The sequence below is a fragment of the Desulfurellaceae bacterium genome, assembly GCA_021296095.1.
In the GTDB taxonomy this organism is placed as follows: Bacteria; Desulfobacterota; Binatia; order Bin18; family Bin18; genus JAAXHF01.
Map to the genome: position 1 here is coordinate 17,618 of JAGWBB010000026.1, position 16,052 is coordinate 33,669.

Sequence of the window (16,052 nt, forward strand, 5' to 3'; positions counted from 1 at the left end):
GCTATTCCACCAGGAGAATGACCAGGGCGGTGGCCATCACATTGACCAGCGCGAGCGGCAGCAGAATCTTCCAGCCCAGGCTGATCAGCTGATCGTAACGAAAGCGGGGCAGGGTCCAGCGAATCATGATCTGCAGCCAGCAGAAAAAGATGACCTTGAGGGTAAACGCGCCGACCTGCAGCAGGCTGACCAGCAGCGACGGCAGGCCGATGCTCAGCCCGCCCGGGAACTGAAACCCCTCGCGGACCAGAAAAGGCACCTGCCAGCCGCCAAAAAACAGCGTCGTCACCAGCGCCGCGACCACCACCACCTCGACAAAATCGACCAGCATGAAGGTCGCCTGCTTCATGCCCGAGTATTCGGTGAAATAGCCCGAGATCAGCTCCGACTCGGCCTCCGGCAGATCGAACGGGTTGCGTTTGCTCTCGGCAATGCCGGCGGTCAGAAAGATGAAAAAGGCGACCGGCTGCAAGAAAATCCCCCAGGCCGGGATCACCCCGCCCCACAGCTGGCCCTGGGCGCGCGAGATAACCTGGAGGTCAAGCGTACCAAAGCTCAGCACCACCCCGATCAGCGACAGGCCCATGGCGATCTCATACGAGATCATCTGGGCCGAGCCGCGAATGCCGCCCAGCAGCGCCCAGCGGTTGTTGGACGCCCAGCCGCCCAGCACCACGCCGTACACCCCCAGCGAGACCATGGCCAGAACGTACAGCAGGCCGACGTTGAGCGAGGCTGCCTGCAGGGTGATGGTCCGCTCGCCGATCACCAGCACATCCCCGAACGGGATGACCAGAAAGGTAATCAGAATCGGCAGCAGGGCAATGATCGGGGCCAGGGTGTGCAACACACGGTCGGCCCCGGGCGGAATGAAGTCTTCCTTGGTGATCAGCTTGAGCGGATCGGCCACCAGGGTGTTGATCAGGCCGAAGTTGAACGGCAGCTTGCCAAAAATGGCGGCCCGGTTGGCGCCGATCCGGTCCTGCAACACCGCGCTGCCCTTGCGCTCAACCCACAGCAGCAGCCCGCCCAGGTTGATGACCATGAACAGGACCAGCAGGGTGAGCACAAAAGAAATGATGAAATCCAGCATGCGCGCGTCAGGCTTTCTCGGCTAAACCGTCGAGCAGATGCCCGACCCGGTCCGGGGTCAGGTTTTCGTGATAGTCGTCATTGACCTGGACGACCGGGGCCGTGCCGCACGAGCCCAGGCACTCGACCTCGCTCAGCGAAAAGACCTGGTCGGCCGTGGTCTGGCCCAGCCCGATGCCGAGCTTGTCCTGGACGCAGTCCACGATCCGGTCTGAACCCCGCAGGCGGCACGACAGATTGGTACACACCTGGAGGTGAAACCGACCCATCGGCTTCCTGTACAGCATGGTATAGAACGAGGCCACCGAGGCCACATAGGCGGGTGACAGCTCAAGCAGCTGGGCGATATACTCCATGACCTCCAGGCTCAGATAGCCGAACTCCTGCTGGGCCAGCCAGAAGGTCGGCAGCAGGGCCGCCTGCTTGGTCGGATAGTGGCTCAGAGTCTCCTCAAAGCGCTGGTAGGTCGCGTCTGAAAATTGTACCGCCATGCCGAATCTGCTGAATCCTTGGCTATCGGTCGCACTCGCCACCGATCATGTTGACCATGCCGAAGGTGGTGATGATATCGGATATCAGGTGGCCTTTGAGCATCGTGCCGAGTGCGGCCATGCCAAAGAAGCACGGCGGACGAACCCGGACCCGGTACGGTCGGCCGCTGCCGTCGCTGACCAGGTAGAAGCCCAGTTCGCCGTTAGCCCCCTCGACCGGGATATAGACCTCGCCGGGCGGGATTTTCACCCCCTCAATGACCAGCTTGAAGTGGTTCATCAAGCCCTCGATATTGCCGTACACGTCCTTTTTGTCGGGCAGGCTGATGCGGGGATCGTCAACCCGGATGGGACCCTCGGGCAGCTGCTCCAGGGCCTGCTCAATCATGCGCTTGCTCTGCCGGAGTTCTTCAAAGCGGACCGCAAAGCGGTCGTAATTGTCGCCCTGGGTGCCGGTCGGAATATCGAAGTCGAGCCGGTCGTAGACCAGGTACGGCTGGGAGCGACGGATATCGTGGGGGATGCCGGTCGCCCGCAACAGCGGACCGGTCAGGCTGTAGGACACCGCGTCCTGCTGGGAGATGGCGCCGACCCCGGACATACGCTCAATGAAAATCCGGTTCTTTGACAGCAGCTGATCGCAGTCGGACAGGATTTTGTCGATATCCCCAAACGTGTCGCGCACCCGCTCGGCAAAGCCGTGAGGCACATCCTGGGTCACCCCGCCGACCCGGGCATAGCTGACGGTCAGCCGCGCCCCGGTCACGGCCGAGACCAGGTCGTAGAGCAGCTCGCGCGTTTCCATCATGTAGAAGCCGACCGAGATGGCGCCGGCCTCGGCCGCCGCCATGCCCAGACAGGTCATGTGGTCGGTGATGCGCGAGATCTCGCTCATGATGGTCCGAATATACTGGCAGCGTTCCGGCACCTCGATTTCCAGCAGCTTCTCGGCCGCCAGGGCAAAGGCCACATTATTGATGAGCGGCGAGGCGTAGTTCAGCCGGTCGGTGTAGGGCACAACGTGGTTCCAGGTGCGCTGCTCGCACATCTTCTCAAAGCCGCGGTGCAGATAGCCGATCTCGGTCTCAAGGTTAAGGATTTTTTCGCCGTCGAGGGTCAGGTCGAACTTGATCGTGCCGTGGGTGGCCGGATGGGACGGCCCCATCTGCAGGGACATCACCTCCGAGGTCGGGTCCAGGCTTTCGGCGGCCGGGGGTGCCTCTTGTGCCATGTTATTTTTTATTCCACGGGTTGGCGATCGGGTCGCGCTCTTCGACCAGGGGCTGGCGCTTGGCGACCGGATAATCCTTGCGCAGCGGATGGCCCTGAAACTCTTCGTACATCAGAATCCGGGTGAGCTTGGGATGATCCCGGAACGACACCCCGAACATGTCCCAGACCTCGCGCTCCAGCCAGTTGGCCGCCTTCCACAGTGCGGTCACCGACGGCAGCCAGGCCTCGTCCTCGGCCACCCGGACCTTGACCCGCAGGCGGTGGTTGAGCCGCAGCGAGTACAGGTGGTAGACCACCTCAAAGCGCGGCTCCTGGCCAAAAAAATCGACCGCGCTCAGATCGACCAGCATATTCAAGGCAAACTCGGGGTCGTCTCTGAGGCGGGTCAGCACCTCAATCAGGTCGGCCCGCTCCAGCACGATCGTGGCGTTGTCGTGGTGCGTATGGCTCTCGACAATCTTGCCCGAAAAGGCGCTCTCGGCTTTGCTCAGCAGCTCCATGGCCGTCTCGCTCGTCGTCGGCCTAGGCCGACTCAAGTGCCCCTTTTTTGATCACATACACCAGCCCGACCGCCAGAATCAGGACAAAGACCAGCATTTCCACAAAGCCGAACAGCCCCAGCCGGCGAAACACCACCGCCCAGGGGTAGAGAAACACCACCTCAAGGTCAAACACGATGAACAGAATGGCGACCAGGTAGAACTTGACCGAGAATCGGCCCCAGGCCGAACCGCTCGGCGGGTTGCCACACTCGAACGGCTCATCTTTGACTGCGGAATGCTGCCGGGGGCCGAACAGGGTGCTGGCAAAGACCATGGCCCCCGCCACCGCCCCGGCTAAGATCAGCGCTATCAGGACCGGAACGTACTGCTCCATATTCCCCTCGATCAAAATGGACGATGATGACCAACTGAGCCGGAAGAGATCATCGTCCACTTTGCATGCCGCAGGCATAAAAACAGAGGCCGTCAGGGGTGTCAAGCCAGGACACGGTCATGCCCCCAGTTTCTTGCGGTCCCAACCCGGAGGTGGTACAACCCCGCATGTGGGAGAGGTGCCAGAGTGGCCGATTGGGCACGACTGGAAATCGTGTGTACCTTTACCGGTACCGAGGGTTCGAATCCCTCCCTCTCCGTCAGTGGTGATAGCTAGGTCCTGCGCAAGGGAGTTCGGGAACCCCGTCAGGTCCGGAAGGAAGCAGCGGTACCGATTTCATCTCTGTGCCGCAGGGTAGCCTAGCTATCACCACTGACGGCAGAAGGGCGGCTCTCCGCAGCGTTGCTAGCCATGAGTTATCTCGTCCTCGCCCGCAAGTGGCGGCCCCAGACCTTCGATCAGGTGGTTGGCCAGGAGCATGTGACCCGGACCCTGCAGAACGCGATTCAGAGCGGCCGGATCGCCCACGCGTTCTTGTTCACCGGCCCGCGTGGCGTCGGCAAGACGACCATCGCCCGGCTGCTGGCCAAGGCTCTGAACTGTGAGGGCGGACCGACGCCCCAGCCCTGCAACAGCTGTAGCAACTGCACCGAGATTACCGCCGGCAGCTCAATCGACGTGCTGGAGATTGACGGCGCCTCGCATACCGGGGTCGATCACGTCCGCGATATTACCGAAGGGGTGCAATACCGCCCGGCCAAGAGCCGCTTCCGGGTGGTCATTATCGACGAAGTCCACATGCTGTCGAACGCGGCCTTTAACGCCCTGCTGAAAACCCTGGAGGAGCCGCCGGCCCACGTCAAGTTCATCTTTGCCACCACCGAGGTCCAGAAAATTCTGGCCACGATCATGTCGCGCTGCCAGCGCTACGATTTCAAACGGATTCCGCTGCGCGATTTGCTCGGCCAGCTGAGCGCCCTGGCCGAGCACGAAGGCTTCGCGTGCGACGAGGTCGGCCTGTCCCTGATCGCGCGTGAGGCGGACGGCAGTCTGCGGGATGCCGAGTCGCTGCTTGAGCAGGTCGTGACCTGGGGTGACGGTCAGGTCAACGCCCAGACCGTCCGCCAGGCGCTCGGGGTGGCCGACCGCCAGGTCCTGTTTCAGATTGTCGAGGCCATCCTGGCCAACGACCCGGCTGCGGTGCTGCGCATCGCCGGCGATCTGTACGAATACGGCTACGATCCGCGTCGGCTGTGCCGCGATCTGCTGGAACACTTTCACCATCTGGTCATCATCAAGGTGTGCGCCGACCCGGCCGTGCTGAGCGACCTGCCCGACCATGAAGTCACCGCGGTCCAGGACCAGGCTGCCAAGCGCTCGCTCGAAGACATCCAGCGTCTGTTCAGTCTGCTGTTGCGGGCCGAGGAAGAGATCAACCAGACCGCCTATCCCCAGCTGGCGGTCGAAATGAGCCTGGTCAAGCTGGCCAGCCAGCCGCCGGTCATGCCGATTGACGAGGCCCTGGCCCAGCTTCGGGCGCTGGGCGAGCAACTCACCAGCCCAAACCTGGACCGAGGGCGTCCCGCCCTCGCCCCCCCGGCCGGTGCGCAGGAGCCAAGACCGGCTGTCGCGCCCAAGTCAGACCCGGCCGACTCTTTGGTGTCCGATCCACGCCCGTCCGCGCCACCCGCCCCCAGCCTGAGGCCCGACACGCCCCCCCCGACCAAAACGCCCCACTTACAGCCGGTTCCTGACTCTCCGCCCAGCCCCGGCAACGAAGACCCTTGGGAGCGCCTGTTGGCCGCAGTCCAAAAGGACAAGCTGTCGCTGTTTTTTGCCCTCAAATCGGGTCAGCTGCACGACCTCGATCAGACCGTGCTGACCATTGGGGTGCGCAAAGAGCCGTATTTCAAAGAACTCACCCGCCAAGAGAACCGCACGATTCTGGAAGAGGCCGCAGGCCGGGTCTTTGGTCGGCCGCTGAGGATTGCGGTCACCAAGGGCGAGCCGCCACAGGCCGCCACACAAACTGAGCCAAACGGTACGGCCGCTCCGGCGTCCCCAAACGGGTCGCCGCCGGTTGCGGCCAGCCCTGCCGACGGACCAGCCGGAACGCGTTCCGGCAGTCCAGCGGCGACGGACGAAGACCCGCTGGTCCGAACCGTGCTCGACGTGCTGGGCGGAGAAGTCCAGAAGACCCGTATCCGGGGCGGCAGCGGTCGCCAGGGCGGGCAATGATACGCCCCTGAGCAGAAAACCTCAGCGTCCGCCGTCAAGGCACAGACAGGAGTCGGTATGGCAGATTTTAATATTGGCGACATCATGAAACAGGCCCAACAGCTCCAGAGCCGGCTCAGCCAAGTCCAGGAACAGGCCGCCCGCAAGACCGTCACCGCCACCGCCGGCGGCAGCATGGTCAGCGCCGAGGTCAACGGTGGGCTGGAGCTGGTCTCGCTGACCATCGATCCGGTGCTGCTGGACGGCGACGAGGTGGACAGAGAGATGATTCAAGACCTCGTCCTTGCGGCCGTCAATCAGGGCATCAACCAGGCCAAGAAGATGATGGCCGATGAGGTCGGCAAGCTGACCGGTGGACTCAAAATTCCCGGCCTGACCCCATGAACCTCACCCCGTCTCTGGCACGTCTGGTCGAGCAGCTCGGCAGGCTGCCCGGCATTGGCGAAAAAACGGCCACCCGCCTGGCCATGTTCATTCTGAACGCCGACCGTGAGTATGCCGAGGCGCTGGCCGAGGCGGTCTGGGCGGTCAAGGCTGAAACGACTCTGTGTCAAGAGTGCTTTGGCCTGGCCGAAGGCGAGCGCTGCGCCATCTGTCTCGATCCCAAGCGCAACGACGAGGCCATCTGTGTGGTTGAAGAGCCGGCCGACCTGATAGCGCTGGAGAAGGTCCACGAGTATCGGGGCAGATATCACGTCCTGCACGGGGTCTTGTCGCCCCTCGACGGCATCGGTCCCGAAGAACTCAAGATCGCCCCGCTGCTGGACCGGCTGCGGCGCGGCGCAGCCCAGGAGGTCATCGTCGCCACCAATCCGACTACCGAGGGCGAAGCCACCGCGCTGTATCTGGCCAAAGTCATCAAGCCGCTCGGTCCGCGGGTCAGCCGTATCGCCCGTGGCATTCCCATGGGCGGCGACGTGGAATACACCGATGTCGTGACCCTGGGCCGGGCCCTCGAAGGGCGGCGGGAGATGTAGCCGCCCGGCTCGGCTGGACAACGCGCCATACTTTACACCCGCCCGGCCCTTTGCTACAAAAATCTGCCCAGACTGCTGCACGCACGCATGTGATCCTCGGTAGCTCAACCGGCAGAGCAATCGGCTGTTAACCGATGGGTTGTAGGTTCGAATCCTACCCGAGGAGCCATCTTTCCACCGCCAACTCGGGCGCCTCGATAGCTAACGCGAAGCCCCGGAGGATCACCCCTTCGGGGCTTCGTCGTATCTGGCGCTTTTCCAAAGAGTGACGCCCCTTCCTACTTGGTCCTCGTTTCTCCGGTTCGTAAATTCAACCTGGGATGCCGCGTGCAACCAGATTGACGAATCACTTCAGGAGCGCCGTTTCGGCTCGTTAGCCGAAGGCTCCCGCGAGATGGTCGAAGGCCCGTTTCAGTTCACCGAGCTGCTGGATGTCGGCCACTTCGTCCCGGTTGTTGGATGTTGACAAAATTGCTACGTAATTTGCGCACCCTATAACTCGATGGCAACGCGGAAAACAACGAAGGGGAATAACCATGCCAGGGCGTGTAACCAGCGATTTTATGCTTGTCGGTAGCCTACCCTCAGCAAGCACCGAGGATGCTTTGCGCACGTGTGGGCCTTTGTTCGGAGATTGCTGTTTTGCCTTACCCGACGGTGAGACCGGCAATCGGGCGCTGTGGATTTGCCAGGAAGCGAACTGGCTCTTTCGCCCCCACCCGGCTATCGAAACCTTGCAAATGCCCAAAGACACTCCGCCGGGTTTTGACGACTGGGTGCCGGGGCACCAATGGGATATGCAGGAATTTCGCGTGAGGCCTGGTGTTTCCTCGTTCAAGCTCGATAGCTGGTTACGGATAGACGACGCCATCGAGTCCTACCAAACGTTCTCCGCGCTGCGCGAGGAAGGCGTCATACCGGCGGGCGTCCGTTTTCAGATTGGTCTGCCCTATCCGAACAGTGCAATTGGCATGTGGTTTCGAGAAGATTTCGCCCACGATTACCCCATCGTGGCGGCGGCCTACGAGGATCTTGCTGAAAAACAACTCGACCGCTTGTTCCAGGCGGTGCCAGCCGATGACATCGCGATTCAGTGGGACGTCTGTGTGGAGGTGCTCGACATCGAGGGGATCTTGCAATGGATGACCAAAGACAAGTCGTGGGACCGTTATGCCGATCCGCTCCCGCGGCTGGCGCGGATCGTCCCGGAGCAGGCGCTGCTCGGTTATCATTTTTGTTACGGCACTTTTCCCGCCTGGCCGATGTTCGAGACGAAAGACATGGGGCTGGTAGTGCGTATGGCGAATGAAGCCGTGGCAGCGGCGGGGCGTCCTGTCGACTTCCTCCATCTCGCCGGGTCGAAAACGAGCCGCAGCGACGACGATTCCTTCTATGCGCCGCTGACCGATCTTCATGTCGGTGATGCCCGGGTGTTTCTGGGTCTGGCGATGAATGTCGATGGCGCGGTCGGCCTCAAACTGCGCGAGACGACCGCGCGCCGCTACCTGGAGGATTTCGGGGTGGCGAACTACTGCGGTTTCGGGCGCCAACCCGGCGTCAATCCGCTCGAGACGATGCGCGCGCACCGGCGCCTGGTCGATGCGTTTCGGTCTTAGCGCCGGGCGGCTTTTCAACCGGTCGCAAACTTTCCAGGGGAGCGCTTGGCCTTAGAGTGCTTACACCTTACCCTCAGAACTTCTCTTTCAAGGACACTGTTGAGACACAGCTCGCACGTCTGCGAACAGAACCAAATTGAGGGGAAGAAAATCGCACACGCCTATGACCAATGAGATGCAACAAAAAGAGAAATCCGCGACAACGGCGCTTCCGCCTCCCCCGAGCCGCCAGATTTTCGTAAGTCACTGTCGTGAGCCGAACCTGATCAGATTGCCGTCCGGATCATAGACATACAATTCGGCCATGCCCCAGGCTGTCTTCGTGACGACTTGCAGGGTTCCTAATTTCGCGCTCAGCTCCTCATGCAGGGCAGAAATATCCGCCACACGCACGTAACACGAGGTATTCTCGGCGATGTATCTGTCATCGTAGGCCCAGAAGTGGAATCTCCGTGTCACCGCGTGCGGCCATGCCATACGAGAAGTCCTCAATATACCGGGTCTTGAAGCCAAGAGACTCCTCAAAGAATTTCAGTGTTCGCGCAAGGTCCAGCGACGCCAGGATGGGGACAGCTTTCCCGAACGCATAATTGGTCTCGGTCATTTTTTCCTCCCGGTTGAGTTGACTCAAGGAATGGCCTTGAGGGATGGCCAGATACCTGCTCGACTCGGTCATCGTCAGCGACCACTTTAACGGCGTTGAGGCAGCGACGGTGTTTCTTGCCGCCCACGGGGGCGACTGCGCGACTTCCGTCATTTCAAAAGGAAGAATACCACCATATGGATACCGCTCCCAGCGTCTCCACGAGCGAGAGGGGATGGGGAGGAGGGGAAAAACGGTGAAGCGATCACAGAACCGGGTTACTGCCAGCCTCAGCCCGGGAGCAGCTTGAGCAGGGCCACAATGACCCCGCCCTGGGCAATCAGCGCTCCCGTCATCCACTTGAGCAGATCGGATTTGACCTCGGCGAGATTGGCCTTCGTCTCTTGGCGCAGGGCGTCGATATCCCGGTGGATGGCAGCGACATCGGCTTGAGTGGCCAGGTTGGAGTTGAGCAGATGAACCTGCTCATCGGCCAGGACTTCGGCCTGCTGCTCGGTAAAGCCGTTCTCGGTCAAATGCTTGACGAACCGATGGGTGTCAAAGGCAATCGCTGCGGCCATGGACCGGGACTATAGCATAGTCCAAGTGAGCGGGGCAGGTCTGCACCAGCCTTGGTGCTGTCCTATTTTGAACTGTAAGCCACTGTTTCTGTTGAGGGAAAAACCTCAAATTAGGACAGTACCCCAGCCTTTCTGCATCTGCGGATAACAGTCCTTGCTGTGGGGTGTGGGTTATCTCCGGCCCAGCGACCGCCGCACGACTGGCGAGCGCAGGTTCCTGGAAACGTGCATCACACGTTGAAAAAGGGGGACTGGGGGGGATTTTTCTCTTCCAGCCTCTCGCGGACCACGCTGATAATGCGCTCTGTCACCGCCTCTGGCTCCTGGAGTACCTGGAGATTATCAAGCTGAGCGGTAGGGGCGGGTTTCAAACCCGCCCCTATGCGGAGGTGGGACAGTTCAGTGATGGACCGGGCACTGGCCGGCTCCGGCGGGCGTGTCATGCTCGACCGGGCACTGGCCGGTGTCGTGCCGCTCGGCACGCGGCAGGCCCTTGGGCACCCCGTGACGGCGCTGGTACCGCACCCGGCAGGGGCTGGCCGGCCACTTGGTCTTGGCGCCCGACACGGCCTTCGGGGCCGGGTCGAGCAGACTGAACTCGTAGTGCTGGAGCAACAGGGTCAGCACGACCTTCATTTCCAGATAGGCGAAATTGACCCCCGCACAGCGATGGATGCCGCCACCGAAACCGATCAGGCTGTGCTGATTGCGGGATTCGTCGCGTTCCGGCGAAAAGCGCTCCGGCACGTAGCGGTCGGGGTCGGGAAACACGTCCGGCATGCGGTGCGATACCGACGGCGCGGCAAACACCTGAGTGCCCTGCGGCACCTGAAAGCCGTCGATCTCCAGGTCCTCGGCTGCGGTCCGCATCAGGATGTAGGCCACCGGATGGAGCCGTTCGGTTTCCTTGACCGCCCAGTCCATGCGCACCAACTGGCGCACGTCGGCCATGGCCAGGTCCTGGCGGTCGCCAATTTTGGCGTCCTGGTCATCAATCACCGTGTGCAGATAGTCGGGATGCTGGAGCAGGTCGATCAGCGCCCAGCTGATATGACCGGCGGTCGTTTCGTGGCCGGCCCAGACCAGCAGCAGAATCAGGTTGATGGTCATCTCTTCGTCGAGCAGCCTGCCGTCGGAAAAACGCGATTCGACCAGGGTCTGGAGGAAGTCGGGCGGATCGACCGGCTGCTGGCGACGGGAGCGGATCAACTCGCCCAGAACCCGGTGCAGCTTCTTCTTGGCCTTCTGGCTTCTGAGCAGCTTGGGCAGGGGTAGCCACAGCGGCAGGACCGGCTCCATGCCAGCCGAGAAATGCCGGAAGTCGGTAAAGAACTCCCAGCCCAGGCGGCTCCGAAAATCCGAGCCCAAAAATGAGTGGGCGGCGATGTTCATGACCAGCGGACCGAGGGTCGGAATCAGGTCGAAGGAACCGCTGTCGCCCAGCTGGTCCATCAGATCGACGGTCTCCCGGACCATGGTCGAGACATACTGGGTCATCTGCTGGCCCTGGAAACGGGGCATCAGAATGGACCGCTGTTCCAGGTATTCCTCGAACTCGGCAAAGAAATAGAACCGCTCGTGGAACATCTTGATAAAGAACGGGTAGCCCTCCCGAATCGACAGCAATTTATCGGTTTCGGCGAAAAAGAAGCGGTTGTTTTCAGGGCCCAGGAGGATGACCGCCGGCTTGTTGCCGAGCCGCACGGAAAAGACCACGCCGTGCTCCTGATAGCCGCGTTCCAGGAGCGGAATCGGGTCTCTGAGAAATTGGAGCGCGTGTCCAACCACCGGGGCCGAACCGCTGACTGTCGGGGGTAATGCAAGCGCTTCCATAGTGTCCTCCTTGTGGTGTCATGCCGTCCGCGACGGCAGGCGAACCGTGGCCGTGGCCCGCACCGACAGCTCGTCGTTCTGATTCTTCGCCGTTTGGGCGATTTCGACATAGTGGGCCTTGTCCTGTTCGAAGATGCGCGTGACTTCTCCGCTGATATACAGCGTATCGCCGACCGGATTGTGACGCCGAATTTCCACATGGATGTGGCGCAGAAAACCGGCATCGCCCATCCAGTCAGTTATATGATGGGTCATCCACGAGGTGCGCTCGGGGCCGTAGTCATAGGCGTCGGGCGTACCGACCAGGGTGGCCAGGTCGCCGTCCCAGTGGACCCGTTCGGGCACGTCGGGAATGCCGAAGCGGTCCGCAATGCCCAGGCCGGGATGTTTCTTGAGCTGCTTCCAGGCCAGCCGGTTGGCCCGGATGTACAGGCCGCCCCAGCCCTGGGCGTAGCAGATGAAGCCCGTCACCGTCATCGGTCCCTTGACCATGCCGGGCAGGCTGTCGCCGACCCGCACGTCCTCAATATAGCGCGGGGTCGCCCCCCGGATTCTCTCCTCGGCGTACTGGGCGAAGATCCCGGCAATGTCGTCGCGCGAATACTGGACCGGCCGGCGTTGTTTGACCTCGGTGTACTTTGTGCCCCGCTCGCGGGCGGTATCGCGCTCGGTCCGAAAACACCAGCTGTCGCCGCTGGCGACCAAGACGTTGTTCTGGTTGGAGTACTCGACGTGGTAGACCTGCTGAATCGCCCGGCCGGCAAAGTGGGTGTCGTGCTCGATCAGGTCTTTGAGCCAGGCTGTGGTGGTAAACGCATCGCCGCGCAGCATGGGCGCGTGCCAGTCGATATCGGCCCCGGCCCACATGGCGTGCACGCCGGGCAGGCCGCCGACATAGCCGCTCAGGATACGGTTCAGCGGAAACACGAACGACGGCGGTGCGACCAGGCTGCCGTAGGCGGTGGTGGCGGCGTAGTCGGGGTCGCACCACAGCGGGTTGTCGTCGCCGATGCCGTGGGCGTAGTGGCGAATGTTGTCGCGGGTGGCCTCGTAGCACCAGGGTTCCAGCGAGTCCTCAATCGGCACCCCGATCAGCTGCCGCAGTTTGCCCAGGGATTCGTCGGTAATCAGGGAAAAACGTTGTTCTGCCATGCGGTTTCTTTTTCCTTCCGTTCAGTCCTGCATACCAGCTTGGTCGCGGCATTCAAGACCGCGCAGCGCCACGCGACGCCACGGCTGTTGAAAAGCCGGGGCAGAAGTCTATCATGGCAGGCTTAGTCTGGCAGGCTCGATGAAGGAGGGTACGGCATGCAAGGACTCGAAGGTGTCAAGGTTGTCGAGTTGGGACAGCTGGTCTCGGCCTCATACGCCGGCAAAATCATGGCCGACCTGGGGGCCGACGTGGTCAAGGTCGAGGAACCGGGCGGAGACTTGGCCCGGCGGCGCGGGCCGTTTCCCGGCGGTTTGGCCGACCCGGAAAAGAGCGGCCTGTTCCTGGCGCTGAATACCAACAAGCGCGGCATCACGCTCGATCTGGCTCGGGAGCAGGACCGGCTCGCCCAGCTCGTCGCCTGGGCCGACATCGTGGTCCACAATTACCCGGCCGCCCAGATGGCGGAGCGGGGCATCGACTACGACGCCTTTCGACGCATCAACCCCGGGCTGGTCCTGTGTTCGATCACGCCGTTTGGGCTGACCGGGCCGTATAAGGACTATAACGCCTATGAGCTGAACGTGTCCCACGGCGGCGGCTGGGGTTGGCTGAGCCCGGGCGCCTCGGACTTCCCGGACCTCCCGCCGCTGAAGGTCGCCGGCCACCAGTGCGATTTTCAGGGCGGCGTGTCGGGCGCCATGGCGTCCCTGGCCGCCTATCACCGGGCTCTGGAAACCGGTTCCGGGGAGCATATCGACCTGTCCACCCAGGCTTTTATCGCCGCCTTTCTGGAGCAGAATTTTGTCTACTACTCGTACAGCGACCGGATTGCCTCGCGCCTGGGAAAACGCCTGCTGTACCCGTGGGGCATCTTCGAGTGCCAGGACGGACTGCTCTTTATTCTGGCGGTCGAAGAAGATCAGTGGGAGCGCATCGTCGAACTGATGGACAAGCCCGAGTGGGCCGGCTGGGAAATCTTCGAAGGCGCTACCGAGCGGTCCAAAAACCAGGACGTGATGAAGATGTACCTGGACGAGTGGGTCAAAGACTGGAAGGTCGAGGAGCTGTGGCACCAGGCCCAGTCACGGCGGATCTGTTTTGCGCCGGTGTTCGGCATGGAGCAGCTGAGCAAGCAGGAACAGCTGCGGTCCCGGAATTTCTTTGTTGAGGTGAATCATCCCAAGGCCGGGACGGTCACCCAGCTCGGCCCACCCTACCAGCTGCGCGAACCGTGGTGGCAGATCCGTCGCCCGGCCCCGCTGCTGGGCCAGCATACCGACGAAGTCCTGGACGCGCTGCCGCCGACTCCGGCTCCCCGGCCGCCGGCCCCCAGCCCCAAAACCCGTCGTCCGCTTGAGGGCGTGCGGGTTGCCGACTTCACCTGGGTCTGGGCCGGCCCCTACGGCACGATGTACCTGACCCACCTCGGGGCCGAGGTCATCAAGATCGAGTCCAACACCCGCATCGATATCACCCGCCGCCTGCCGCTGTATCCCACGGGCATGGAAGCCGGAGTCAACCGCTCGGGGCTGTTCAACCAGTGGAGCCTGGGTAAAAAGAGCGTGCTGATCAACTTTGCCCAGCCCGAGGGTCTGGCCGTAGTCAAGGAGTTGATTGAGAACAGCGATGTGGTGGTCGATAATTTTGCGACCGGGGTGATGGAGCGCTTGGGCCTGGGTTATGACGAGCTGGTCAAGATCAAGCCCGACATCATCATGGCCTCGATTTCCGGCTATGGCCACAGCGGCCCGCTCCAGAACTACATGGGCTACGGCCCGGCCATTGCGCCGCTGACCGGGCTGTCGGCCATGACCGGTTATGCCGGCGGCCCGCCCCAGGAGGTCGGCATTTCCTACGGCGATCCCAACAGCGGCATTCACGCCGCGGTGGCCGTGACCGCCGCCCTGGCCGCCCGCAAACGGACGGGCAAAGGCCAGTATATCGACGTGTCGCTGTGGGAGTCGGTGGCCGCGCTGGTGCCCGAGGGCTGGATGGACTACGCCATGAACGGCCTTGAACCGACCCGCCGCGGCAACCGCGACCCGCTGATGGCCCCGCATAATTGTTTCCGGTGTGCGGGCGAGGACGAGTGGGTGTCGATTGCCTGCGGCACCGACGCCGAGTGGCAGGCCCTGTGTGGGGCCATGGACCAGGCCGGGCTGGGCGCGGACGCCCGGTTCCGAACCGTCCAGGACCGCAAGGCCAACGAGGACGAGCTGGACAACATCATCACCGCCTGGACCCGGACGCGCGACAAGTGGCAGGTGACCGAGACCTTGCAGGCTCGGAGCGTGGCCGCCTTTCCGTCCATGAACAGCAAGGACTTGGCCGACGACCCGCACCTCGCGCAACGGGGCTTCTTTGCCGAGCTGCCGCACGCCGAGGTCGGCCTCCGCAAGCACACCGGCATTCCCTGGCTGCTCAGCGAGTCGCCCAACGGGGTGCAGAGCCCGGCCCCGCTGCTGGGCCAGCATACCGATCAGGTCATGCGGGACGTGCTGGGCTATTCCGACGAGCACATCGCGCAACTGAAGGAACGGCAGGTTTTATATTAGGGATTGGGGCGGCGAGGGAATCTCGTAGGGACGGGTTTCAAACCCGTCCCTACCGCTGTTCACTGGGCGACAAAGCCGCCGTCGACCGGCAGCTGGGTGCCGGTCACAAACGACGCGGCCGGCGAGCACAGCCAGACCACCGCCCGGGCGATTTCCTCGGGCTGGCCGATCCGCCCGACCGGATGGACGCTGGCGAAGCGCTCTTCGAGGTCGGGATTTTTCTGTAGCCCACGCTCGAACATCGGCGTCTTGATTACCCCCGGACACACCGCGTTGACCCGAATGCCGGCCTTGGCGTATTCCAGGGCGGCCGTCTTGGTCAGGCCGTTCACCCCGTGTTTGCTGGCCACGTAGGCTGGGCCGTAGCGAAAGCCGACCAGGCCGGCGACCGAGGCGGTGTTGACAATCGCGCCCCCGCCGTGGCCGAGCATGTGCTGGATTTCGTACTTCATGCACAGCCACACGCCTTTCAGGTTGATGCGAATGACCTGCTCCCAGCGCTCTTCCGCATAGTCGGCGGTCTTGGCCATGCCGCCCTCGATGCCGGCATTGTTGAACGCGCAGTCGAGACGGCCGTAGGTCTCGACGGTTTGCCCGATCAGGGCTTCGACCTGAGCCGCCTGGGTGACATCGGTTTTGATGAAGGTGGCCTGGCCGCCTGCGGCGCCGATGAGCCGGACCGTCTCCTGGCCGGCCTCAGCCAGCACATCCGACACCACCACCCGGGCGCCCTGGTGGGCGAACTCCAGCGCGGTCGCCCGGCCGATTCCGCCGCTGCCGCCCGTCACCAGAGCCGCCTGTCCGTCAAGCCTTCCTGCCATGTC

15 protein-coding genes and 2 tRNA genes are annotated in these 16,052 nt (G+C 62.6%); 7 read left to right on the forward strand and 10 right to left on the reverse strand.

What is annotated here, in order from left to right; translation table 11 throughout:
* Window position 1: 1 nt before the first annotated feature.
* The 5 genes from J4F42_08230 to J4F42_08250 are packed head-to-tail and all read right to left on the reverse strand — an operon-like array spanning window position 2 to window position 3,692.
* Complete coding sequence (locus J4F42_08230) at window positions 2–1,093, reverse strand: NADH-quinone oxidoreductase subunit H (protein MCE2485485.1); 1,092 nt, start codon at window positions 1,091–1,093, stop codon at window positions 2–4.
* Window positions 1,094–1,100: 7 nt separating this feature from the next.
* The gene (gene nuoE / locus J4F42_08235; GenBank protein ID MCE2485486.1) at window positions 1,101–1,583 is read right to left on the reverse strand and encodes an NADH-quinone oxidoreductase subunit NuoE; all 483 of its coding nucleotides are present in this window, start codon (window positions 1,581–1,583) and stop codon (window positions 1,101–1,103) included.
* Window positions 1,584–1,605: 22 nt separating this feature from the next.
* A complete protein-coding gene (locus tag J4F42_08240; GenBank protein ID MCE2485487.1) occupies window positions 1,606–2,814 on the reverse strand; it encodes an NADH-quinone oxidoreductase subunit D in 1,209 nt (402 codons plus the stop codon).
* A 1-nt stretch (window position 2,815) separates the two neighbouring features.
* Complete coding sequence (locus J4F42_08245; GenBank protein MCE2485488.1) at window positions 2,816–3,316, reverse strand: NADH-quinone oxidoreductase subunit C; 501 nt, start codon at window positions 3,314–3,316, stop codon at window positions 2,816–2,818.
* 22 nt (window positions 3,317–3,338) lie between these two features.
* Window positions 3,339–3,692: an NADH-quinone oxidoreductase subunit A gene (locus J4F42_08250; GenBank protein MCE2485489.1), complete on the reverse strand. Its 354-nt coding sequence runs from the start codon at window positions 3,690–3,692 to the stop codon at window positions 3,339–3,341.
* A gap of 172 nt (window positions 3,693–3,864) precedes the next feature.
* On the opposite strand from J4F42_08250, the gene J4F42_08255 reads away from it, so the two are divergent.
* The 6 genes from J4F42_08255 to J4F42_08280 all read left to right on the forward strand — a co-directional run bounded on the left by J4F42_08255 (window position 3,865) and on the right by J4F42_08280 (window position 8,523).
* Window positions 3,865–3,951, forward strand: a tRNA-Ser gene (locus J4F42_08255).
* A gap of 152 nt (window positions 3,952–4,103) precedes the next feature.
* On the forward strand, window positions 4,104–5,930 hold the full coding sequence (gene dnaX / locus J4F42_08260) for a DNA polymerase III subunit gamma/tau (GenBank protein ID MCE2485490.1): 1,827 nt from the start codon (window positions 4,104–4,106) through the stop codon (window positions 5,928–5,930).
* A gap of 57 nt (window positions 5,931–5,987) precedes the next feature.
* Complete coding sequence (locus J4F42_08265) at window positions 5,988–6,314, forward strand: YbaB/EbfC family nucleoid-associated protein (protein ID MCE2485491.1); 327 nt, start codon at window positions 5,988–5,990, stop codon at window positions 6,312–6,314.
* Window positions 6,311–6,907, forward strand: coding sequence for a recombination mediator RecR (gene recR, locus J4F42_08270; GenBank protein MCE2485492.1), 597 nt, complete (start codon window positions 6,311–6,313; stop codon window positions 6,905–6,907). The genes J4F42_08265 and recR overlap by 4 nt, the downstream gene beginning before the upstream one ends.
* Window positions 6,908–7,000: 93 nt before the next feature.
* A tRNA-Asn gene (locus tag J4F42_08275) sits at window positions 7,001–7,076 on the forward strand.
* 367 nt (window positions 7,077–7,443) lie between these two features.
* Window positions 7,444–8,523, forward strand: coding sequence for a hypothetical protein (locus J4F42_08280; protein MCE2485493.1), 1,080 nt, complete (start codon window positions 7,444–7,446; stop codon window positions 8,521–8,523).
* A gap of 243 nt (window positions 8,524–8,766) precedes the next feature.
* On the opposite strand, the gene J4F42_08285 is transcribed toward J4F42_08280, so the two are convergent.
* From J4F42_08285 to J4F42_08300, 4 genes are all read right to left on the reverse strand, one after another.
* Window positions 8,767–9,000: a hypothetical protein gene (locus tag J4F42_08285; protein ID MCE2485494.1), complete on the reverse strand. Its 234-nt coding sequence runs from the start codon at window positions 8,998–9,000 to the stop codon at window positions 8,767–8,769.
* Window positions 9,001–9,396: 396 nt separating this feature from the next.
* Window positions 9,397–9,687, reverse strand: coding sequence for a DUF1640 domain-containing protein (locus J4F42_08290; GenBank protein ID MCE2485495.1), 291 nt, complete (start codon window positions 9,685–9,687; stop codon window positions 9,397–9,399).
* 399 nt (window positions 9,688–10,086) lie between these two features.
* Window positions 10,087–11,520: a cytochrome P450 gene (locus J4F42_08295; GenBank protein ID MCE2485496.1), complete on the reverse strand. Its 1,434-nt coding sequence runs from the start codon at window positions 11,518–11,520 to the stop codon at window positions 10,087–10,089.
* Between the two features lie 18 nt (window positions 11,521–11,538).
* Complete coding sequence (locus tag J4F42_08300; GenBank protein ID MCE2485497.1) at window positions 11,539–12,672, reverse strand: MaoC family dehydratase N-terminal domain-containing protein; 1,134 nt, start codon at window positions 12,670–12,672, stop codon at window positions 11,539–11,541.
* A gap of 156 nt (window positions 12,673–12,828) precedes the next feature.
* On the opposite strand from J4F42_08300, the gene J4F42_08305 reads away from it, so the two are divergent.
* Window positions 12,829–15,228: a CoA transferase gene (locus J4F42_08305; GenBank protein ID MCE2485498.1), complete on the forward strand. Its 2,400-nt coding sequence runs from the start codon at window positions 12,829–12,831 to the stop codon at window positions 15,226–15,228.
* A gap of 59 nt (window positions 15,229–15,287) precedes the next feature.
* Here the strand turns inward: J4F42_08305 and J4F42_08310 are convergent, their stop codons facing one another.
* Window positions 15,288–16,049 carry an SDR family oxidoreductase gene (locus J4F42_08310; protein ID MCE2485499.1) on the reverse strand — a complete coding sequence of 254 codons (762 nt, stop codon included), beginning with the start codon at window positions 16,047–16,049 and terminating at the stop codon, window positions 15,288–15,290.
* Window positions 16,050–16,052 lie beyond the last annotated feature (3 nt).